The following is a 21213-nucleotide window of genomic DNA, read 5'->3' as shown; positions in this document are numbered from 1 at the left end:
CTAGAAGGAAGCGGCGATGAGTCTGTGGCGTACCATTCCGAACATCGAGCAGTTGAATGCAATCCAGAAGAACACCATCGGCGAAGTGCTGGACATTCGCTTCGAGTCCTTTGACCAGGAGTCGCTGACGGCCAGCATGGTCATTGACCATCGCACCCACCAGCCTTATGGCCTGCTGCATGGTGGAGCGTCGGTGGTGCTGGCGGAAACCGTCGGCTCCATGGCCAGTTACCTGTGCATCGATGCCAGCAAGTTCTATTGCGTGGGCCTGGAGATCAATGCCAATCACCTGCGGGGCTTGCGCAGTGGGCGGGTAACGGCGGTGGCCAGGGCTATCCATATCGGCCGTACCACTCACGTCTGGGACATCCGCCTGAGCAGCGACGAAGGCAAGGCCAGTTGTGTCTCGCGCTTGACCATGGCGGTGGTGCCGTTGGGGCAGACGCCGCCGGCGGCTTGAACTCAGCCTGCATAGGCTGAACCTGGGTGTCAGTATTCCTGTCCGTTACGGTCATTGCCCTGGTGGCGGGGCTTGCGGACAATCGCCGTTGGTTTGGTGGATGGATGAGTCGGTATGTCGCAACAGGTGTTTTTCGCTCATGCCAATGGGTTTCCCTCCGGCACTTACGGCAAGCTGTTCGCTGCCCTGGCGCCTGAGTTTGAGGTGACCCACTTGCCGCAGCATGCCCACGACCCGCGTTTTCCGGTGGACGACAACTGGCGCAGCCTGGTGGATGAGTTGATCCACCACCTGCAACAGCAGGCGCAACCGGTGTGGGGGGTAGGGCACTCGCTCGGTGGTGTACTGCACTTGCATGCAGCCTTGCGCTGTCCGGAGTTGTATCGGGGGGTGGTGATGCTCGACTCGCCGGTGCTGACCCGGGCCGACCAATGGGTTATCCGCGCAGCCAAGCGCTTCGGTTTCATCGACCGGCTGACTCCGGCTGGACGTACCCTGGGGCGCCGCGAGGAGTTTGCCGATATCGAATCCGCTCGCCACTATTTCGCGCACAAGACACTGTTTCGTGCGTTCGATCCGGAGTGCCTGGACGCCTACTTGCAGCACGGCCTGCAGCAAGTGGGTGATCGCTTGCGGCTGCGCTTCGATCCGGCCACGGAAATCAGCATCTATCGTGGTGTGCCCCACACCAGCCCGGGGAGTGCTCGTCAGCTCAAGGTGCCCCTGGCGGTGGTGCGCGGGCAGCAAAGCCGGGTGGTGATGCGTCACCACACCAGTGCCGTGGGGCGCATGCCCCAGGGCGAGTCGCTGACCATGCCGGGCGGCCACATGTTTCCTCTTGAGCGGCCCCAGGACACTGCGACCTTGCTCAAGGACCTGTTCACTCGTTGGGAACTGCGCCAGCCACGGAGTTGTGCATGAGCCACGCCGTCGAAGAAGTACGCCTGAGCCTGCCGCATATCGAACTGGCGGCCCATCTGTTCGGGCCCGAGGACGGTTTGCCGGTCATCGCCCTGCATGGCTGGCTGGACAACGCCAACAGCTTTGCCCGGCTGGCGCCCAAGCTCAAAGGCCTGCGCATTGTTGCCCTGGACATGGCCGGCCACGGTCATTCCGCGCATCGCCCCCTGGGCGCGGGTTACGCCCTGTGGGATTACGCGTATGACGTGCTGCAAGTCGCCGAACAACTGGGCTGGCGGCGTTTTGCCCTGATGGGCCATTCCCTGGGGGCGATTGTCTCTCTGGTGCTGACGGCGGCGCTGCCGGAACGGGTCAGCCACCTGGCCTTGATCGATGGGATTGTTCCGCCGACCAGCAGTGGCGAGGGGGCCGCCGAACGCTTGGGCATGGCCCTGCAGGCGCAACTGGAGCTGCAGGGCAAGCGCAAGCCGGTCTACAGCACCCTGGAACGCGCCATCGAGGCGCGCATGCAGGGGCTGGTGGCGGTCAGTCGCGAAGCCGCTGAACTGCTGGCCCAGCGCGGCCTGATGCCAGTGGCCGGTGGTTATACCTGGCGCAGCGACAGCCGCCTGACCCTGGCCTCGCCGCTGCGCCTGACCGATGAGCAGGCCATGTCCTTCGTCCAGCGGGTCAGTTGCCCGACGCAACTGGTGGTGGCCGCCGACGGCATGCTGGCCAGGCACGAAAGCCTGTTGCAGCGTCTACCCTTCAATTTCAACCGTGAAAAGCTGCCAGGCGGGCACCACCTGCACCTCAACGATGAGATCGGTGCAAGCTTTGTCGCAGACTGTTTCAATCGGTTTTTCGCCGTTCCTTGACTTGACGGGGGCAACTGTCGAGGCTGGGCAGGTTGAAATGGGAGACAACCATGATAGATCTGTACACCGCTGCGACCCCCAATGGCCACAAGGTTTCCATCCTGCTTGAAGAACTCGGCCTGCCCTATACGGTGTACGCCTTGAGTTTCGACAAGCGGGAGCAAAAGGCGCCGGCGTTTCTGAAGATCAATCCCAATGGGCGTATTCCGGCCATCGTCGACCGCGACAATGGCGACTTCGCAGTGTTCGAATCTGGCGCGATCCTGGTGTACCTGGCCGAACTCAGTGGTCAATTGCTGCCTGCCGATCCCAAGGGCCGCTCGATCGTCATGCAATGGCTGATGTTCCAGATGGGCGGCATCGGGCCCATGCAGGGCCAGGCCAACGTGTTCTTCCGCTACTTCCCGGAAAAGCTTCAGGGCGCCATCGACCGCTATCAACACGAAACCCGGCGCTTGTACGAGGTGCTCGACACTCGTCTGCAACAGGCCGATTACCTGGCCGGGGACTACAGCATTGCCGACATCGCCACCTTCCCCTGGGTGCGCGGTCATGAGTGGTCCGGTGTCTCGGTGGAGGGTTTGCCTGCCTTGCAACGCTGGATGGCGGCCCTGGAAGCCCGACCTGCAGTCCAGCGCGGCTTGCAGGTTCCGCAACGCAGTGACGATGCCAACGTCGTCAAAGGCGCCCAGGCCATGCTTATCCGATGAGAGTTTCCATGCGTTCAATCAGTGTTCTGGGCTTGTCCTTGCTAAGCTCCCTGGCGCTTGCCGCCGATCTGCCCGGCAGTCATGACCTGCCCTTGATACCCCGCCTGACCGATGCCCAAATCGTCGACTACCGTCCGGAAGTGGAGCAGGAGCGCATCTATCCCTTGGGCTCGATCCGCAGGATCAGCGGTCAGTTGCGCTTTGACAACCAGGTCAATGCCCGAGGCAAGCTCACCGCCATCACCTATCAACTGCCAGCGGAGCGCACCTCCAACGATGCCTTCACCCTGGCTCGGGAGGCCTTGCAGAAGCAGGGCGCCGAGCTGCTGTTCTGGTGCCAGGCGCGTGATTGCGGCGAGAGTAGCCTGTGGGCCAACGAGGTGTTCGGCAATGCCAAGCTGTTTGGCGCCGATGAGCAGCAGGCCTATCTGTTGCTGCGGCTGGCGGCGCCCCAGGACAACTCTCTGGTAGCCCTGTACGGCATTACTCGAGGTAACCGTCGGGCTTATCTGCATGTGGAACAGTTCGACGCCGCAGCCCCCTTGGGGGATTTGTTGCCGACCTCGGCGACCCTGCTGCGGCAGTTGAAAGACACCGGAAAACTGGACTTTCCGAAACTGACGGATCCCCAGCCGACCTGGCTCAACCTGCTGTCCCGCGGGCTGAATCTGGATACCACCCTGCGCGTCAGCCTGTCCGGGAAGCAGGCCGAAGCCTGGCGTCAGGCCTTGATCGGGCAAGGAGTGCTGGCGAGGCGGATGGAAACCGGTAACACCGATACTGCTGGCCTACACTTCGAACTGCTGCGTTAAGCTGTTTTGGGCAACCCGCGATTGCGGGTTCGCCTACTCTTCACTGGTTATCCTTGCGCGAGACATTTCATGCTCAATAACGATCGCCTGCTGGTGCAGATCCTGCTCCTGGTGCTCTTTGGTGCCAGCTTTTGGGTGATGGCACCGTTCTGGTCGGCGCTGTTCTGGGGTGCAGTCCTGGCGTTTGCCAGCTGGCCGCTGATGCGTTTACTGACCCGCTGGCTCAACGGGCGCGAGTCCCTGGCCGCAGCCCTGCTGACCCTGGGCTGGATGCTGCTGGTGGCAGCGCCCCTGGTCTGGCTTGGCCTCAACCTGGCGGACCATGTGCGCGATGCCACGGTCTTTATCAAGGATGTGCAGGTCGATGGCCTGCCCGCTGCGCCGGACTGGCTGGCGAGCCTGCCTTTTATCGGGGAGCGGGCGGTAGGCTGGTGGAACAGCATCGACCAGCAGGGCGCGGCCCTGATGCTGGCGGTCAAGCCGTACCTGGGGCAAGTGGGCAACTGGTTGCTGGCCCGTAGCGCGCAGATCGGCGGGGGCATCCTCGAGCTGACCCTGAGCATTGTTTTCGTGTTCTTTTTCTACCGCGACGGTCCGCGTCTGGCGCTGTTCGTGCACAAATTGCTGGAGCGATTGATCGGCGAGCGTGCCGGTTACTACATCGACCTGGTCGCTGGCACCGTGCAGCGTGTGGTCAACGGGGTGATCGGTACGGCGGCGGCCCAGGGCCTGCTGGCGCTGATCGGTTTCATCATTGCCGGTGTACCGGGAGCGCTGGTACTGGGGATTGTCACCTTCCTGCTCAGCCTGATTCCCATGGGCCCGCCCCTGGTATGGATTCCGGCCACCGCCTGGCTGGCCTGGAAAGGCGAGTACGGTATGGCGGTGTTCCTGGGGATCTGGGGTACGTTCATCATCAGTGGCGTCGACAACGTGCTCAAGCCGTACCTGATCAGCCGCGGCGGCAACCTGCCCCTGGTGATCGTGCTGCTTGGGGTGTTCGGCGGCCTGATTGCCTTCGGCTTCATCGGTCTGTTTATCGGCCCGACCCTGCTAGCAGTGGCCTACAGCCTGCTGCTGGACTGGAGCGCCAGCCAGGCCCGGACCCAGGAACCGCACTGAAACCTCGATTGCCGCTCCGCAAGGGAACGGCAAGGGCCTATCAGGCGGCGACGTTGACGCTGCCGCCGACACTGCTGGTGGCGTTCAACTGATACTGCTTGCTCAGGTTGGCGATCATCTTGCCCAGGGCATCGGCGACGCTGGCCTGTTTGCCCTGGGTGTCAATGTCCTGGCTGGGCCCGGCATGCAGCGTGGCCTTGAGCTGTTCGCTGCTGATGCCAGCGCTGCTGTCGCTATCGAGGATCTTCAGCAGCGCCGAACTGCTGTTGCTGCCTGAGCCGTTGTCGCTGGCCTGCAAGGCGCTGCTCAGTTCCGTGGCACTGATACTGCCGTCCGAGTCGCTGTCGAGTTGGCTGAACAGCTGGTTGCCGGAGCCCTGCTGTGGCGGTTGTGGCGGCGCCAGGCTGGCGGCCAGTTCATCGAGGCTGACAGTGCCGTCCTGATTCTTGTCCAGAGCCGAGAAGATCTGCTTGCTGCCAGCACTGCTCAAGCCGCTGTTCAGTTCATCACTGCTGATGACACCGTCGCCATTGCTGTCCAGGGCGCTGAGCAGGGCATCCGCGAGTTCGGTATTGGGCGCGTGGTCATGCGCGGGCGGTGCCATGGCGGCCATCTCGTCACTGCTCAGGCTGCCGTTGCCATCAGTGTCCAGGTCGCTGAAGTTCTTGCTCAGGCTGACCAGGATGCGATTGTCGCTCTTCTGTGACAGCGCGTTTTTCAGCTCGTCTTGGTCCACTGCGCCATCGCCGTTGCTGTCGAGCTTGGCAAACAGCTCCTTCTGCAATTGCTGGCCACGGCTGGTACTGGAGGTGCTGCTGGAGCTGTAGCAGCTCGAATGGTTACTGCTGACGCTACCGATCATTGGACTCACTCCCTGCGGATGAATAGAGCCGGTGGGGGCTCCGGCTCATGCAGGCTCAGGGGGGTAGTTATCCTGGGTATTGGCGTTTTGTACCTATGGGTACACAAGGCGCTCAGGGCCGGGGCAGACGCAATACCGCGGTCAGGCCGCCGCCGGGGGTTTCGTCGAGAAGCAACTGGCCGCCCATGCGTCCCGCCGCCTCGCGGGCGATGGTCATGCCCAGGCCGACGCCGCCGGAGTTGCGGTTGCGCGAGCCTTCGAGGCGGAAGAACGGCTCGAACACGGCCTCGCGCTTGTCGGCTGCGATGCCCGGCCCGTGGTCGATGACCTTGATCAGCAGGTGTTCACGGTTGTCTTCCAGGGCCAGGGTGGCCTGGCCGGCATATCGCAAGGCGTTGTCCAGCAGGTTGTTGATGCATGATTGCAGAGCCATGGGCTGCACCAGCAGCGGCGCGCAATGGCCCTGTGCCTGGACCTTGGCGCCCTGATCCTGAGCGTTCTCGCACAGCGACTCCACCAGTGCCTGCACGTCCATCCATTGCTCGGCCTCGCTGGTGCGCTGTTCATGCAGGTAGCTGAGGGTGGCATCGAGCATTTTGATCATGTCGTCCAGGTCCTGGCGCATCTGCCCTTGCAGCTTGCTGTCCTCGATCTGTTCCAGGCGCAATTTCAGCCGTGAAAGCGGGGTGCGCAGGTCATGGGACACGGCGCCGAGCATGCGCCCGCGTTGCTGCACCTGTTCGCGTATGCGCTTTTGCATCTGGTTGAAGGTATTGGCCGCTTGCCGTGCCTCACGGGGGCCGACTTCTTCCAGGGGCGGGCTGTCGAGGTTTTCACTCAAGCGTTCAGCAGCTTCGCTGAGGCGCTGGATGGGTCGTGACAGCAGCTTGGCGCCGTACCAGGCAGCGATGATCAAGGAAATGAACTGGAACGTCAGCGGCACCAGCGGGCCGCCGAACCAGGGCCGTGGTGGCCGTCTTGGATAGGCTGGGGGCTGGCCGGGTGGCTGGCCGTTGCTCAAGCTCGCGGACATGGGCGGTGGCGGGGGCGGAGGCCCGTAGTGGTGAAACCAGAAGAACGCCAGCAGGTGGGCGAGCACGATCGCGATCAGCAGGACACCGAACAGGCGGCCGAACAGCGTATCGAAGCGCCCACGCATCAGCCGATGTCTCGGGCATCAAACAGATAGCCTTCACCGCGTACAGTCTTGATCAACTGCGGTGATTTCGGATCATCCCCGAGCTTCTGCCGCAGGCGCGACACCAGCAGGTCGATGCTGCGATCAAAGGCCTCGATGGAGCGGCCGCGAGCCGCATCCAGCAGTTGTTCACGGCTCAGCACCCGACGCGGGCGCTCGATGAACACCCAGAGCAGCCGAAACTCGGCGTTGGAAAGAGGTACCACCAGGCCATCGGCAGAGATCAGCTGGCGCAGGACGCTGTTCAAGCGCCAGTTGTCGAAGCGGATATTGGCTCGTTGTTCGCTGCGATCATCACGGACCCGGCGCAGAATGGTCTGGATCCGTGCCACCAGCTCCCGAGGCTCGAAAGGCTTGGCCATGTAGTCGTCGGCCCCCAGTTCCAGGCCGATGATACGGTCGGTGGGTTCGCAACGGGCGGTGAGCATGAGGATCGGAATGTCCGACTCGGTACGCAACCAGCGGCACAGGGACAGGCCGTCTTCACCGGGCAGCATCAGGTCGAGCACCACCACGTCGAAGTGTTCGGCCTGCAGGGCCTGGCGCATCGCGGCACCGTCGGTGACGCCACTGGCGTGGATATTGAAACGCGCCAGGTAGTCGATCAGCAGCTCGCGGATCGGTACGTCGTCGTCGACGATCAGGGCTCGGGTATTCCAGCGCTTGTCGTCGCCATTGACCGGGGCTTTGGAGTCGTCGTACAGAGGGGCTGGAGTGGTATGCATAGGTGCGGTCATCTGCCAGGTAGGCTGCCGGCCACCAGAGGGTGGCGACGAGGTTGTGGCTTCAGCATAGGCGTCCGGCCCGAGGGCTGGAAGTGCTGTTCGAGGGTATTGCGGCTGGCGAGGGTAGCGCTGCGGATTGTTGCTGGCGTGTCTTCAGTGTATCCGGGTTGATACAAATACCCGGCAGCCAGGGCTATTTACCGGGCGGATCGTCGGTGTGGGCTGCCGTTGAGGATGAAATAGCGCTCGTCGGGTCCCGGATCGGCGCGGCTTGCGCTACAATCCGCGCCGATTTCGACTTGCCTGAGAGCCCCTTCATGTCCATCTGCCAGACTCCTATCATCGTCGCCCTGGATTTCCCCACCCGTGACGCCGCGCTGAAACTGGCCGATCAACTGGACCCGAAACTGTGCCGGGTCAAGGTCGGCAAGGAGCTGTTCACCAGCTGCGCCGCCGAAATTGTCGGGACCCTGCGGGACAAGGGCTTCGAAGTGTTCCTGGACCTGAAGTTCCACGACATTCCGAACACCACTGCGATGGCGGTCAAGGCCGCTGCGGAAATGGGCGTATGGATGGTCAATGTGCACTGCTCCGGCGGCCTGCGCATGATGGCCGCCTGCCGCGATGTGCTCGACCAGCGCAGCGGCCCCAAGCCCCTGCTGATCGGTGTCACCGTGCTGACCAGCATGGAGCGTGAGGACTTGGCTGGCATCGGCCTGGACATCGAGCCCCAGGAGCAGGTTTTGCGCCTTGCCGCGCTGGCGCAAAAGGCCGGCATGGACGGCCTGGTGTGCTCGGCCCTGGAGGCCCAGGCCTTGAAGAGTGCTCACCCGTCCCTGCAACTGGTGACCCCGGGGATTCGTCCGGCGGGCAGCGCCCTGGACGACCAGCGGCGGATTCTGACTCCGCGCCAGGCCCTGGATGCCGGTTCCGATTACCTGGTGATCGGCCGCCCCATCAGCCAGTCGGCTGACCCGGCCAAGGCCTTGGCCGATGTCGTGGCCGAACTGGCCCTGTAACAACCGGCTCGCTGCGATCCGGTGGTGCCGACGCCGGCAATCCAGGTCCGGCACCTGAGCCAGCCCCGATTCCGGGGCTGGCTTGTTTTCAGACCTTCAGCACCAGTTTGCCGAAGTTTTCCCCGCTGAACAGCTTCATCAGCGTTTCCGGGAACGTCTCCAGTCCCTCGACAATGTCTTCCTTGCTCTTGAGCTGCCCCGTGGCCATCCAGCCGGCCATTTCCTGCCCGGCGGCGGCGTACTGAGCGGCATAGTCCATCACCACGAAGCCCTCCATGCGCGCGCGGTTGACCAGCAGCGACAAGTAGTTGGCCGGACCCTTGACCGCGTCGTTGTTGTACTGGCTGATGGCGCCGCAGATCACCACCCGCGCCTTGAGGTTCAGGCGGCTGAGCACTGCATCGAGGGTGTCGCCACCGACGTTGTCGAAAAACACGTCGACGCCTTTTGGACACTCGCGCTTGAGCCCGGCATGGACATCTTCGTTCTTGTAGTCGATGGCGCCGTCAAAACCCAGTTCGTCGATGAGGAATTGGCATTTGTCCTGGCCGCCGGCGATGCCCACCACACGGCAGCCCTTGATCTTGGCAATCTGCCCGGCAATGCTGCCCACCGCGCCGGCGGCGCCGGACAGCACCACGGTGTCACCGGCCTTCGGTGCGCCAACATCCAGCAGGGCGAAGTAGGCGGTCATGCCGGTCATGCCCAGGGCCGATAGGTAGCGCGGCAGCGGTGCAAGCTTGGGGTCGACCTTGTAGAAGCCCCGAGGCTCGCCGAGGAAGTAGTCCTGCACGCCCAGGGCACCATTGACGTAATCGCCAACCGCGAACCCCGGATTGTTCGAGGCAATCACCTGGCCCACCCCGAGCGCGCGCATCACCTCACCAATGCCCACCGGCGGAATATAGGACTTGCCTTCATTCATCCAGCCACGCATGGCCGGATCCAGGGACAGGTATTGGTTCTGCACCAGGATCTGCCCCGCGGCAGGTTCGCCTACTGCAACCTGCTGGTAGGTGAAGGTTTCGCGGGTGGCCGCGCCGACGGGACGTTTGGCGAGCAGGAACTGGCGGTTGGTCAGGCTGGTCATGGCAGGCACTCAAAGGGGGGAACGAAACACTAGTTGATAGACCCTCGAAGCCGATGCCGCAAGGTTTGCCGGCCCGCCGAATGGGGGCCAATCCAATGCCGTGATGAAGGCCCAGGCACTTTCATCACCCGGACGCATAAGGACCCAACCGGCCTTTTGATAGTGCTGACGCGAGCAAGGCTGGCTGTGGCTAGATTGGCTCGGGTGGTTGACCCGTAATTGATCGAGGAGCTGAGCAATGAGCATGAGGTTTTCCGGCCAGGTGGCCCTGGTGACTGGCGCGGCCAATGGTATCGGCCGGGCGACGGCTCTGGCGTTCGCTGCAGAAGGTCTGAAGATGGTGGTGGCGGACCTGGATGTGGCCGGAGGCGAAGGCACTGTTGCGCTGATTCGAGCGGCGGGTGGCGAGGCGTCGTTCGTGCGTTGCAACGTCACACTGGAGGCTGATGTACAAAACCTCATGGCCTGTACCGTCGAAGCCTATGGCCGCCTGGACTATGCCTTCAACAATGCCGGGATCGAGATCGAGAAGGGCCGGCTGGCCGAGGGCTCCCTGGACGAGTTCGACGCCATCATGGGGGTCAATGTCAAAGGGGTGTGGTTGTGCATGAAGTACCAGTTGCCGCTGCTGCTCGCCCAGGGCGGTGGTGCGATCGTCAATACGGCCTCGGTGGCGGGTTTGGGCGCGGCACCGAAAATGAGCATCTATGCGGCCTCCAAGCATGCGGTGATCGGCCTGACCAAGTCGGCGGCCATCGAGTACGCGAAGAAGAAAATTCGGGTGAATGCCGTATGTCCGGCGGTGATCGACACCGATATGTTCCGTCGTGCCTATGAGGCAGACCCGAAGAAGGCCGAATTCGCCGCGGCGATGCATCCGGTGGGCCGCATCGGTACGGTCGAGGAAATCGCCAGTGCCGTGCTCTATCTGTGCAGCGATGGCGCCGCCTTTACCACCGGCCATGCGTTGGCCGTCGACGGTGGTGCCACCGCAATCTGAGTGGAGGGGCGGGTTCTGGGCGGCGCGGGCCGCCGGGTGCCTTGTGGAATCGACCTCCAGTGTCCTGAAAACGACCTTGACGTAGCTTTTTGCCATTATTCCGATGTCAGAGACTTGTGCGTCGGTACGCACCGTTGCGACCCTTCACTTAGACAAAATGGCCCTATTGCCATTGGGGACTGGAAGGGGGCTGCACAGCATGACTTCGACCGCGAGTGGACGTTTTGCCAACTTGGGCATGGCCAAGAAACTGGGCATCGGGTTTGCCCTGGTATTGCTCCTGACGGCCCTGGTGGCCGGCATTGGCGTCTGGTCCCTGCAAACCATCAGCCAGCGTTTTGATGGCCTCAAGCAGATGTCGCAGCTCAACAGTGGCGTGCTCAAGGTGCGCCTGCTGGAGCAGGATTATGCTTTGCATGGCGACGCCAAGACCGTCGACAGCCTGCATGAAAGCCTTGCGGCTCTGTTGGCCCTGGCCCTGCAGCTCAAGGGGCAATCCCCGGCCAACCAAGTGGCCATGGCTGATGTCGAGTTGGCCCTGGCGGATTATCGCAAGGCCTTTGATGAGTTCGTCGAACTGACCCAGGCCAAGGACCTGGCCCTGGAAATGGCCAGTTGGTCGGTGTCCAGCGTGGCCAACAACCTCGACGTGCTGCAGGCCGGGCTGGCGGATGACGGCGCCTATGCGCTGAAGGATTCCCAGGGCAAGGAAGGCGCCGAACTCATCGAGCAAGCCAATCAGATCAGCCAGGTCTCGCGCCTGATGCTGCAGGCTATGAACGAAGCCCGGGTGCGCCTGGATCAGAATCGCAAGGGCGGTGACCAGGATAGTGCCGAGCAAGGCAAGATCGAACAGGCCGAGCAGGCCCTGGCCCAGGCCGAACAGTTGAAGGCGGCGGTCAAGGATGCGGGTTATCAGACCGTGCTCAATGAAGTGTCGGGGCACATCGGCAACTTCAGCGAGAAACTCAACGAATACACCGGCCTGCTGGCCCAGGAGAAGCAGGTCTATCAACAGTTGCATGAGCGCGCGGCCCGGGTGATGGCGCGGGTTGATCAGGCTTATCTGGCTGAAGACCAGTCGATGCAAGGGGAGCTGGAGAAGAACTCCTGGCTGATTATCGGCTCCTCGGCCCTGGCCCTGCTGGTGGGCTTGTTGGCGGCGTTGAGCATCACCCGCCTGATTGTTCGTCCGCTGCGCAGCGTGATGCATGTGGCCCAGCAGATTGCCGCGGGGGACCTGACTACCAGCGTGGTGGTGACCCGGCGTGACGAGATCGGCCAGTTGATGCAGGCAATGCAGCAGATGGGCAGTGGCCTGAGCGGTATCGTCAGTGGCCTGCAGGCCGGGATCGAGCAACTGGCGAATTCGGCCCAGTCGCTGTCCACGGTGACCGAGCAGACCAACCTTGAAGTCAGCACCCAGAAAGAAGAAACCGAGCAAGTGGCCACTGCCATGAATCAAATGACTGCCACGGTGCACGACGTGGCGCGCAATGCTGAGGAAGCGGCCCAGGCCGCGCAGGCGGCGGATGACAAGGTGGAAAGCGGCCAGCGGGTGGTGCGCCAGAGCATGCAGCGGATCGAACAGTTGGCAGATTCCGCGACCCGTGCCAGCAGCGGTATAGAGAGCCTGAGTACGGAAATCGACAACATCGGCAGTGTGCTGGATGTGATCAAGAGTGTTGCCGAGCAGACCAACCTGCTGGCCCTCAACGCCGCTATCGAAGCCGCCAGGGCAGGAGAGCAGGGCCGGGGTTTTGCAGTGGTCGCCGATGAAGTGCGGGCCTTGGCTAAGCGCACCCAGCAGTCCACCGAGGAGATCGCGCGCCTGGTGAGCGCCTTGCACGTGGCTGCCGACTCTTCGGTGCAGCAGATCCAGAGCAGTGGTGAACTGGTGAAGCTGGCGGTCAGCGATGCCCTGCAAACTGAAAGCGCCCTAGGCAGCATTGCTGCAGCGGTGTCACTGATCCAACAGATGAACCAGCAGATCGCCGCCGCTGCCGAGCAGCAGAGTTCGGTGGCCGAAGAGATCAATCGCAGCGTCACCAGCATTCGTGCCAGTGCCGATCAGTCTTCCCTGGCCATGCAGGGCAACGCTGCGTCGAGCATTGAGCTGGCGCAGTTGGGCGTCGAGTTGAAAGGGATGGTGGGGCATTTCCGCTTGTAGCGGTGGGGAGGGCGCTGCGCTATCGAACCCTTGCCCGGCGATTGACGCGTCGGGCAAGGGTTTTTCATCTCAGTCGTAGATGGCTTTCTTCTTCCAGTCGGCGTCGGCTTCCACGGTCTTCAGGCCCTGGGTCAGTTCATTGACCTCATCTTGCGCCGGCTCAAGGGTGGACAGCACCATGGAGTTGGCCCGTGCCAGGAGTTTATCCAGGTACTCCAGCTGTTCCTTGTAGGTCGCCGGGTCCGGCTGTTTACGCAGGTATTGCACGCCGCGTTCGAAGGCCAGGCGCGCCTGGCCCGGCTGGTTCTGCTGCAGGGCGTATTGGCCCAGGTTGTTGAAGAACTCGATATGCAGCAGCACCAGGATATGGCGGATTTCCTTGATCCAGCGCTTGGCTTCGTTGGGCTGCAGGAAACCGTCATGGGCGGCACGGGTCACCTGGCCGTGCATGGCTTCCAGCAGGAAACGTACATCCTTGGCCTTGGCTTCGGTCTGGATTGGCGCCGGCGGATTGTTCACCGGGATCGACTCACCCTGGCCGATCAGCGTATTGAGCTCGGCCTGACGCGCCTTGAGGGCTGTATCTGTCTTGTCGAGGTTGAGCATGCGCTGCACAACATTGAGTTCCAGGCGTGTCAGTAGCAGCTTGAGAGCTGGCGACATGAATTGGCCGGGAAAGGTTTCGGTGATTTCGCCACAGCGACGCAGGCGATCATTGAGTTCGACCTTGGTACGGGCTTTTTCCAGTTTGTTGTTTTCCACCACATGGTTCATGTAGCCAATGGCGATCAATAGTGCGATCCCGGCTATTACCAGCAGGGTGATCATGAGTGGTGTCACCGTTAAAACCTCGTTATAGGATTCGCGTGCGAGTGTAGTGGCTTGGCATTTAGACGCATAGCGTCGCTCGACGAGCAGAGCATCAATAGCGCTGCTTATATTAGGTGGCAAACGACCAGGAGCTCCCTGGGTTCAAATTGCCATCATCGACTGCGGAGGACTATAACGCCTTGTCGAGTGCCAGAATATAGGCGTCAAAGCACGGACGGCAGAAAAGCCCGAAGCGGGCCTCAAACTACCCCGAAGTCATTGATTTAAATAAAAATATATCTGGGGCTTGACGGCCCCCCAAAGCATCCATAGAATGCGCGCCACTTTCAATGGAAAGCAAATAGCGAAACGTTGAAGGAAGTGAATGTTTTAGCGTGTCCCCTTCGTCTAGTGGCCTAGGACACCGCCCTTTCACGGCGGTAACAGGGGTTCGAGTCCCCTAGGGGACGCCAATGCGGGAATAGCTCAGTTGGTAGAGCACGACCTTGCCAAGGTCGGGGTCGCGAGTTCGAGTCTCGTTTCCCGCTCCAATTTTAAACAGCACTGCTCTCGGGCAGGGCTGAGTGAAACCAGAACCAAATCTTCGGATGCGGGGCTGGACACCGAAACACACACCATGTGTTCCGGGTAGCGTGTCCCCTTCGTCTAGTGGCCTAGGACACCGCCCTTTCACGGCGGTAACAGGGGTTCGAGTCCCCTAGGGGACGCCATTTGCGGGAATAGCTCAGTTGGTAGAGCACGACCTTGCCAAGGTCGGGGTCGCGAGTTCGAGTCTCGTTTCCCGCTCCAATTTTAAACAGCACTGCTCTCGGGCAGGGCTGAGTGAAACCAGAACCAAGTCTTCGGATGCGGGGCTGGACACCGAAACACACACCATGTGTTCCGGGTAGCGTGTCCCCTTCGTCTAGTGGCCTAGGACACCGCCCTTTCACGGCGGTAACAGGGGTTCGAGTCCCCTAGGGGACGCCATTTGCGGGAATAGCTCAGTTGGTAGAGCACGACCTTGCCAAGGTCGGGGTCGCGAGTTCGAGTCTCGTTTCCCGCTCCAATTTCACAAAAACGCCGCTCATTGAGTGGCGTTTTTGTTTGTCTGCGATTCAGCTTTTCGCGCTGTTGCGCAATAAAAAAGCCCGCCAGCCTGGCTGTGCGGGCCTTCGTCGTTGTGGCGCTTACAGCGATAACAGCAGGCGCCCGGCAAACAACACCAGGATCAGCCCCATGCAACGCTCGAACCAGTGGCCCAGGCGCATGAACTGCAGGCGTACCCGGGCGCTGGAAAAGAACAGCGCAACGGTGACGAACCACAGGGCGTTCACCAGGCACATCCAGGCGCCATACAAAGCCTGGATGCTCAATGGGGTGGTGGCGCTGACCAGCGTGGTGAAGATTGCCAGGAAGAACAGTGTCGCCTTGGGGTTGGTGGCGTTGGTCAGAAAGCCGGTGGCAAATGCGCGCAGCAAGGTTTGCCGTGGCTCGTCCTGCGCGCTATCGCCTGGAACTGTGGTCTTGGCCTTGCTGCGCAGCAAGCTGACGCCCAAGTAAAGAATGTAGGCACCACCGAGCAGTTTGGCGGCGCTCAGCAACCAGGGCGTGGCGTGCATCAGTGCGCCGACCCCCAGCAGGGTGTAGAGCACGTGCACGGAAATTCCTGCGCCGATCCCCAGGGCCGTACAGACTCCGGTCATGCGACCGAAGCGCACGCTCTGGCGGATGGTGACGGCAAAGTCCGGTCCGGGTGCGACCACGGCGAGAAAGTGAACGACAGCCAGGGCGAGAAACTCGCCGAGATAATTGGACAGCATGCTGACTCCGCAAGGCTGGTAGCTAGGTAGGTGAGTGCGAGGTTTTTCAGTCGAGGCTGTAGCAGACCGAGAGGATGCCTTTCTTCTCCGAGATCGAGCTGATGGTTACCTGTCCCAGTGCTTGCAGGTGGCGTACGTGAGTGCCGCCGCAGCCATAAGCCGGCAATGGGCCAAAACTGATCTGGCGCGATCCGCTCTCCATCAGGATGTGGCGCTCTAAATCTGCGTTGACCCACTGCTCGATGGCGCTCTGCACGCTGGCACCATCAATTTCCTCGGGCTGTTCTCTCGGCTTGAACGACACCCGTCCCTCTCCCGGCCAGTGATGGGCCTTGATTGGTGTCCAGCCCTGGCTCTGCACGAAGTGGCCGATCAGGTGTCCGGCGGAATGCATGCGACTATTGAACAGGCGCTGCGTCTCATTCACCAGCGCCTCAAAGACCCCTGGCTTCAGGGGTTGGTCTAGGTAATGCACGATCTGCTCGCCTTCCTGCATTACGCGCTGCACTTGAGCTGCACCGATCCAGCCGGTGTCGCTGGGTTGGCCGCCGCCCTGGGGATGAAAGGGTGTGGCGTCCAGTGTCGTGGCGAACAGGTCGTCGTGGGGCGTGCAACTCAGTACTTCTACCTGGGCGGTCAATTGGTCATGTTGGTAATACAGGCGAAGCGTCATTTCTCAAACCCTGGAGCGAAGTGTTTTTTTATTATGCGGGTTGGATAATTGCGTGATAATCCGTTCGAAACTCAATGGACTATTGCGTCATGAGCATAAATCTATCCCTGCCTTTGCTGGCGGAAATGGCGATCTTCGTCAGGGTCGTGGAGACCGGCAGCTTCTCCGAGGCTGCGCGCCAGTTGGGCTCGTCACCGTCGGCGGTGAGTCGCAGCATCTCGCGCCTGGAGAAGGCCCTGGCCACGCGTCTGCTGCAGCGCACCACCCGCAAGCTGCGTTTGAGCGATGGCGGCGAGGAGGTTTTCAAGCGCTGCAGCGAGATGGTCAGCGCCGCCCGTTCGGTGATGGAGATCAGTGGCCAGTTCACCCATGAGGCCGAAGGCGTGGTACGGGTCAGTGTACCCAAGGCGGTGGGGCGTTTCGTGGTGCACCCGCACATGCCGGAGTTTCTTCGGCGCTACCCGAAGGTGGATGTGGAGTTGCTGCATGAGGACCGCGATGTCGACCTGATTGATGACAATGTCGACCTGGCGATTCGCATCACCGATCGTCCGCCGCCGGGGTTGATCGGTCGTCAGTTGTTGCGCATCGATCACCTGCTTTGCGCCACGCCGCAGTACCTGGCGGAGCATGGCACGCCCGTTCACCCTCAGGATCTGCGCCAGCACAGTTGCATCTACCTGGGGGAAACCTCCAGCGATGCGCGCTGGAAATTCACCCAGGGCAGCAAGGCGGTGACGGTCGGTGTGCGCGGGCGTTATGCCGCCAACCACACCGGGGTGCGCCTGGATGCGGTGCTGCAGCATCTGGGCATTGGCAGCCTGCCGTATTTCACCGCACGTCATGCCTTGGAGCAGGGGTTGATCGAGCAGGTGCTGCCGGAGTGGACCTTCCTGGCGTCCTACCACGGCGGCGCCTGGTTATTGCATTCGCCGACCCGCTACCTGCCGCCGAAACTACGGGTGTTCATCGACTACCTGGTGGAATGCCTGGCCAGGGAGCCAACCCTGAATCGGCCGGGCAAAGCGGAGCGCGCTCCGTAGGCGCAGGCTTGCCAGCGAAAGCCCGGCACAAAAAAAGGCCCGTCGGTCAAACCGGACGGGCCTTGGCTGCGGCAGGCGCAGCTATCAGTGCTTGCTGTCTTGGGCGGAGAGTGCCAGCAGCTGCTTTTCCTGGTTCCAGTCAAAGGGTTCGTCGTTCTGCTCGGCTTCGAAGCGACGCTCTTCCAGGGCTTGGTACAGGTCGATCTCATCATCGGGCATGTAGTGCAGGCAGTCACCGGCGAAGTACCACAACAGGTCGCGAGGCACCAGGTGAGCGATCTGCGGATAGCGCTGGATGATCTGGCACAGCAGGTCCTGGCCCAGGTACTGGCTTTCGATCGGGTCGATCGGCAGCGACGCACGCAGTTCATCGAAACGTTCCAGGAACAGGGCGTGGCTTTCTTCGGGAACCTGTTCGGCTTCTCCCACGGCTACCAGGATGCTGCGCAGGTGGTCCAGGAGGACGAGGTGATCGGCGACGACGTTGGACATGACAGGGTCCTCAAGAGCAAAACGGGCGCGGGAGTATATAGCTCCCGCGCCCGGTTTCATAATCGACCTGCCGCGAGGGCGCCCGCCTAGCGGGTCTTGCCCTCGCTCAAGGTCAGTTGTTCCTTGGCGAAGTCATCCACATCGATGACTTTGCGCCGCGCCGCTTCGGCTTCGCGCAAGGTTTGTGCCTCGGCCGCCTGCAGCACACCGGCCTCCAGTGCTGCGTCGATGGCCGATTCGCCAGCAGCTGGTTTGACCTGGCCACTTTTCAGCGCTTCGTGGAGTTTCTTCTGCTGTGGCTGGGCTGCACTCAGCAGGTTGCAGGCGTGTTGCAGGGCGCCCACCGGGTCGTCTGTGGATTGTGGGCGGTAGCAACCGGCAAGTACCGCTTCCAGCGCCGGATCGCCCTGGGCGCGACCGATGATCGCCGCCACTTCGGCATCCAACTGGTCCGAGGGGCCTGTATGGCGACGGCCGAAGGGGAACACCAGCACTCGCAGCAGGCAGCCGAAGACGCGATTGGGGAAGTTGTTGAGCAATTCATCCAGGGCGCGCTCGGAATGGCCGAGGCTTTCTTCCATGGCCCAGGCCAGCAGGGGATGCAGGTATTCCGGGGAGTCGAGATCGTGATAGCGCTTGAGTGCCGCCGAGGCCAGGTACAGGTGGCTGAGCACGTCGCCCAGGCGTGCGGACAGGCGTTCGCGACGTTTCAGTTCGCCTCCCAGGAGCATCATGGACAGATCGGCCAATAGGGCGAAGGCCGCCGCCTGACGGTTCAGCGCACGGAAATAACCCTGGCTGATCTTGTCGCCAGGGGCGTGTTCGAAGTGGCCGAGACCGAGGTTCAGCACCAGGGTGCTGGCGGCATTGCTCACGGCAAAACCGATGTGCTTGAGCAGCAGGGAGTCGAACTCTTGCAGTGCCTGCGCATGGTCTTCGCGTCCGGCCAGGGCCATTTCCTTGAGTACGAACGGATGGCAGCGGATCGCCCCCTGGCCGAAAATCATCAGGTTGCGCGAGAGAATGTTGGCGCCTTCCACGGTGATGAAGATCGGCGCTCCCTGCCAACTGCGGCCCAGATAGTTGTTGGGCCCCATGATGATGCCCTTGCCGCCGTGCACGTCCATGGCGTGGTTGATGCATTCGCGGCCACGCTCGGTGAGGTGGTATTTGAGGATCGCCGACAGCACCGAGGGTTTTTCCCCCAGGTCCACGGCATTGGCGGTGAGCATGCGCGCACTGTCCATCAGCCAGGCGTTGCCGCCGATGCGGGCCAGAGCTTCCTGGATTCCTTCGAAGGCGGCCAGTGGCACATTGAACTGTTCCCGTACCTGAGCGTATTGGCCGGTCACCAGGCTGGTGAACTTGGCGGCGCCGGTACCCACGGCGGGCAGCGAGATCGAGCGGCCCACCGACAGGCAGTTCATCAGCATCATCCAGCCCTTGCCGAGCATCTCCTGGCCACCGATAAGGAAGTCCAGGGGAATGAACACGTCCTTGCCGGAGTTCGGGCCGTTCATGAAGGCGGCGCCCAGGGGCAGGTGGCGACGGCCGATTTCCACCCCGGGAGTATCGGTGGGAATCAGTGCCAGACTGATGCCCAGGTCTTCCTGATCGCCCAGCAGATGGTCCGGATCGTGAGCCTTGAAGGCCAGGCCGAGCAAGGTCGCTACCGGCCCCAGGGTGATGTAGCGCTTTTCCCAGTTCAGGCGCAGGCCGATGGTTTCTTCACCCTGCCATTGGCCTTTGCAGATGATCCCGGTGTCGGGCATGGCCCCGGCATCGGAGCCGGCCAGTGGGCCGGTGAGGGCAAAACAGGGGATGTCGTCACCTCGGGCCAGGCGCGGCAGGTAGTGATTGCGCTGCTCATCGGTGCCGTAATGCAACAGCAGTTCTGCCGGGCCGAGAGAGTTGGGCACCATCACGGTGGACGCCAGGTCGCCGCTGCGGGTGGCCAGTTTCATCGCCACCTGAGAGTGGGCGTAGGCGGAGAAACCCTTGCCGCCGAATTCCTTGGGAATGATCAGGGCAAAGAAGCCATGTTCCTTGATGTGCGCCCAGGCTTGGGCTGGCAGGTCCATGTGCTGGCCGATCTGCCAGTCGCTGACCATGGCGCAGAGTTCTTCGGCGGGGCCGTCGATAAAGGCCTGCTCTTCTGCAGTCAACTGAGCCTTGGGGTAGGCCAGCAAGGTGTTCCAGTCCGGACGACCGCTGAACAGTTCGCCGTCCCACCAGACCGTGCCGGCATCGATGGCATCGCGCTCGGTTTGCGACATTGGCGGCAAGACCTTTTGAAACCAGCTGAACAACGGTGCGCTGAAGTATTTACGCCGCAGGTCGGGCAGCAGCAGAGGGGCGACAACCGCTGCCAGCAGTACCCAGAAAACCAGTAGCAGCCAGCCGGGAGCATGGTTGAACGCGCCCATGGCCAGCAGGTACACAGCGACTGCGCCCATGGCGGGCAGGGGAGAGATGCGACGGTGCGCCAGATAGGCAACGCCAACCAGCAGAACCAGTATCCACAACAACAGCATATTCAATCCTCCATGAAGCCAGGGGTCCAAATCACCTCAGAGCTTAGTCGGCCTCCGACAAAGCGGGTGATCAGGGCGCTGTGGGTGCAGCGCTAGCCTTTGTGGGTGGGCCAGGCGTTTCAAGCCCGGTTCGTTTGATCAAGCAGGCCATGATCTTTGGCCGAAACGTCGTTATCTCTGGGCCGGGTGCCTCGCTAGACTCCAGGCTTCACTCGGAGGTTATGCCCATGCTCGAGTATCTGCGTCCCAGCCGCTTCATCGATAGTGACCACCCGGCGGTGGTGGAGTTCGCCGAATCTCATCGCGGTGCGGACCGTGACCCGGTGCAGCAAGCGGTGAGTCTCTATTACGCAGTGCGCGAAGCCGTGCGCTACAACTTCTACTCCTTCAATCGCGATCCCGAGACCCTGCGGGGCAGCCATGCTCTGGCCAGCGGCGAAAGCTATTGCGTGCCCAAGGCCACATTGCTGGCCGGCTGTGCCCGGCACTGCGGGATTCCGGCGCGCATCGGCCTGGCAGACGTACGCAATCATCTGTCGACGCCACGTCTGCTGGAATTGCTGCGCAGTGATGTGTTCGCCATGCACGGCTATACCGAGATGTTCTTGCAAGGACGCTGGGTCAAGGCCACTCCGGCGTTCAATCAGAGCCTGTGCGAGTTGTTCGATGTGGCGCCGTTGGATTTTGATGGCGTGCAGGACAGCGTTTTTCATCCCTTCAACCGCCAGGGTGAGCAATCGATGGAGTATCTGGTGGACCACGGGCAGTTCGCCGATGTGCCGGAAAACTTCTTCTTTGCCCACCTGGAAAAATGCTATCCGCACCTGTTCGGCGAGCCGTTGACTGGCTCATTGGGGGATATGCACGGCGATTTGAGTCGTGGCTGATCAGG

At 61.9% G+C, this 21213-nt stretch carries 20 protein-coding genes, 6 tRNA genes and 1 pseudogene; 18 read left to right on the top strand and 9 right to left on the bottom strand.

The features are described from left to right. Window positions 1-16 precede the first annotated feature (16 nt). The 6 genes from GV818_RS06040 (at window position 17) to GV818_RS06015 (ending at window position 4882) form a co-directional block, all read left to right on the top strand. The gene (locus GV818_RS06040; RefSeq protein ID WP_161753531.1) at window positions 17-460 is read left to right on the top strand and encodes a hotdog fold thioesterase; all 444 of its coding nucleotides are present in this window, start codon (window positions 17-19) and stop codon (window positions 458-460) included. A 114-nt stretch (window positions 461-574) separates the two neighbouring features. Then, complete coding sequence (locus GV818_RS06035; protein WP_161753529.1) at window positions 575-1381, top strand: alpha/beta fold hydrolase; 807 nt, start codon at window positions 575-577, stop codon at window positions 1379-1381. Further along, window positions 1378-2238, top strand: a complete 861-nt coding sequence (locus tag GV818_RS06030) for an alpha/beta hydrolase (RefSeq protein WP_161753527.1) — start codon at window positions 1378-1380, stop codon at window positions 2236-2238. Before GV818_RS06035 ends, GV818_RS06030 begins: the two co-directional genes overlap by 4 nt. 50 nt (window positions 2239-2288) lie before the next feature. Beyond that, the gene (locus tag GV818_RS06025; RefSeq protein WP_161753524.1) at window positions 2289-2948 is read left to right on the top strand and encodes a glutathione S-transferase family protein; all 660 of its coding nucleotides are present in this window, start codon (window positions 2289-2291) and stop codon (window positions 2946-2948) included. A gap of 8 nt (window positions 2949-2956) precedes the next feature. Then, the gene (locus GV818_RS06020; RefSeq protein WP_178124744.1) at window positions 2957-3760 is read left to right on the top strand and encodes a DUF4892 domain-containing protein; all 804 of its coding nucleotides are present in this window, start codon (window positions 2957-2959) and stop codon (window positions 3758-3760) included. Between the two features lie 69 nt (window positions 3761-3829). After that, window positions 3830-4882 (top strand): AI-2E family transporter, encoded by a 1053-nt coding sequence (locus tag GV818_RS06015; protein ID WP_161776050.1) that lies wholly within the window; start codon window positions 3830-3832, stop codon window positions 4880-4882. 40 nt (window positions 4883-4922) lie between these two features. Here GV818_RS06015 and xopAW read toward each other — a convergent pair whose 3' ends face one another. The 3 genes from xopAW to GV818_RS06000 all read right to left on the bottom strand — a co-directional run bounded on the left by xopAW (window position 4923) and on the right by GV818_RS06000 (window position 7667). Further along, window positions 4923-5744: a XopAW family type III secretion system calcium-binding effector gene (xopAW, locus tag GV818_RS06010; RefSeq protein WP_161776049.1), complete on the bottom strand. Its 822-nt coding sequence runs from the start codon at window positions 5742-5744 to the stop codon at window positions 4923-4925. Between the two features lie 112 nt (window positions 5745-5856). Beyond that, window positions 5857-6903, bottom strand: a complete 1047-nt coding sequence (locus GV818_RS06005; protein ID WP_161753516.1) for a sensor histidine kinase — start codon at window positions 6901-6903, stop codon at window positions 5857-5859. Beyond that, window positions 6903-7667 (bottom strand): response regulator, encoded by a 765-nt coding sequence (locus GV818_RS06000; protein ID WP_161753514.1) that lies wholly within the window; start codon window positions 7665-7667, stop codon window positions 6903-6905. The genes GV818_RS06005 and GV818_RS06000 overlap by 1 nt, the downstream gene beginning before the upstream one ends. Window positions 7668-7984: 317 nt before the next feature. On the opposite strand from GV818_RS06000, the gene pyrF reads away from it, so the two are divergent. Then, the gene (gene pyrF / locus GV818_RS05995) at window positions 7985-8686 is read left to right on the top strand and encodes an orotidine-5'-phosphate decarboxylase (RefSeq protein WP_178124743.1); all 702 of its coding nucleotides are present in this window, start codon (window positions 7985-7987) and stop codon (window positions 8684-8686) included. Window positions 8687-8774: 88 nt separating this feature from the next. On the opposite strand, the gene GV818_RS05990 is transcribed toward pyrF, so the two are convergent. Continuing rightward, window positions 8775-9776 (bottom strand): NADP-dependent oxidoreductase, encoded by a 1002-nt coding sequence (locus GV818_RS05990; RefSeq protein WP_161776048.1) that lies wholly within the window; start codon window positions 9774-9776, stop codon window positions 8775-8777. A 238-nt stretch (window positions 9777-10014) separates the two neighbouring features. Here GV818_RS05990 and GV818_RS05985 point away from each other — a divergent pair, with 238 nt between their 5' ends. The 3 genes and pseudogenes from GV818_RS05985 (at window position 10015) to GV818_RS34930 (ending at window position 12946) form a co-directional block, all read left to right on the top strand. Further along, entirely contained in the window at window positions 10015-10776 is a 762-nt protein-coding gene (locus GV818_RS05985) for an SDR family oxidoreductase (protein ID WP_161776047.1), read from the top strand. Between the two features lie 103 nt (window positions 10777-10879). Then, window positions 10880-12085, top strand: a pseudogene (locus tag GV818_RS34935) (HAMP domain-containing protein); the annotation flags it as partial. Then, window positions 12065-12946 carry a methyl-accepting chemotaxis protein gene (locus tag GV818_RS34930; protein ID WP_372242066.1) on the top strand — a complete coding sequence of 294 codons (882 nt, stop codon included), beginning with the start codon at window positions 12065-12067 and terminating at the stop codon, window positions 12944-12946. The pseudogene GV818_RS34935 and the gene GV818_RS34930, both read left to right, overlap by 21 nt. Before the next feature lie 69 nt (window positions 12947-13015). On the opposite strand, the gene GV818_RS05975 is transcribed toward GV818_RS34930, so the two are convergent. Then, window positions 13016-13786: a hypothetical protein gene (locus tag GV818_RS05975; RefSeq protein ID WP_161753507.1), complete on the bottom strand. Its 771-nt coding sequence runs from the start codon at window positions 13784-13786 to the stop codon at window positions 13016-13018. 367 nt (window positions 13787-14153) lie between these two features. Here GV818_RS05975 and GV818_RS05970 point away from each other — a divergent pair. The 6 genes from GV818_RS05970 to GV818_RS05945 all read left to right on the top strand — a co-directional run bounded on the left by GV818_RS05970 (window position 14154) and on the right by GV818_RS05945 (window position 14825). Beyond that, window positions 14154-14229, top strand: a tRNA-Glu gene (locus GV818_RS05970). A gap of 2 nt (window positions 14230-14231) precedes the next feature. After that, window positions 14232-14307: transfer RNA gene (locus GV818_RS05965), tRNA-Gly, on the top strand. Between the two features lie 104 nt (window positions 14308-14411). After that, window positions 14412-14487, top strand: a tRNA-Glu gene (locus GV818_RS05960). A gap of 3 nt (window positions 14488-14490) precedes the next feature. Then, window positions 14491-14566: transfer RNA gene (locus tag GV818_RS05955), tRNA-Gly, on the top strand. A 104-nt stretch (window positions 14567-14670) separates the two neighbouring features. Then, a tRNA-Glu gene (locus tag GV818_RS05950) sits at window positions 14671-14746 on the top strand. A 3-nt stretch (window positions 14747-14749) separates the two neighbouring features. Then, window positions 14750-14825: transfer RNA gene (locus tag GV818_RS05945), tRNA-Gly, on the top strand. Window positions 14826-14946: 121 nt separating this feature from the next. On the opposite strand, the gene GV818_RS05940 is transcribed toward GV818_RS05945, so the two are convergent. Next, on the bottom strand, window positions 14947-15579 hold the full coding sequence (locus GV818_RS05940) for a LysE family translocator (protein WP_161753505.1): 633 nt from the start codon (window positions 15577-15579) through the stop codon (window positions 14947-14949). Between the two features lie 46 nt (window positions 15580-15625). Beyond that, window positions 15626-16252: an alanyl-tRNA editing protein gene (locus GV818_RS05935; protein ID WP_161753503.1), complete on the bottom strand. Its 627-nt coding sequence runs from the start codon at window positions 16250-16252 to the stop codon at window positions 15626-15628. A gap of 89 nt (window positions 16253-16341) precedes the next feature. Here GV818_RS05935 and GV818_RS05930 point away from each other — a divergent pair, with 89 nt between their 5' ends. Beyond that, complete coding sequence (locus GV818_RS05930; protein WP_161753501.1) at window positions 16342-17295, top strand: LysR family transcriptional regulator; 954 nt, start codon at window positions 16342-16344, stop codon at window positions 17293-17295. A gap of 84 nt (window positions 17296-17379) precedes the next feature. On the opposite strand, the gene GV818_RS05925 is transcribed toward GV818_RS05930, so the two are convergent. Both GV818_RS05925 and GV818_RS05920 read right to left on the bottom strand, forming a co-directional pair. After that, the gene (locus GV818_RS05925; RefSeq protein ID WP_161753499.1) at window positions 17380-17787 is read right to left on the bottom strand and encodes a PA2817 family protein; all 408 of its coding nucleotides are present in this window, start codon (window positions 17785-17787) and stop codon (window positions 17380-17382) included. Window positions 17788-17873: 86 nt separating this feature from the next. Beyond that, a complete protein-coding gene (locus GV818_RS05920) occupies window positions 17874-20321 on the bottom strand; it encodes an acyl-CoA dehydrogenase (protein ID WP_161776045.1) in 2448 nt (815 codons plus the stop codon). Window positions 20322-20548: 227 nt separating this feature from the next. On the opposite strand from GV818_RS05920, the gene GV818_RS05915 reads away from it, so the two are divergent. Further along, a complete protein-coding gene (locus GV818_RS05915; RefSeq protein ID WP_161753495.1) occupies window positions 20549-21208 on the top strand; it encodes a transglutaminase-like domain-containing protein in 660 nt (219 codons plus the stop codon). The last annotated feature ends 5 nt before the right edge of the window (window positions 21209-21213 follow it).

The sequence above is a fragment of the Pseudomonas sp. Fl4BN1 genome (assembly GCF_009908285.1).
Lineage (GTDB): Bacteria > Pseudomonadota > Gammaproteobacteria > Pseudomonadales > Pseudomonadaceae > Aquipseudomonas.
This window is presented reverse-complemented; position numbering and strand designations above follow the sequence as displayed.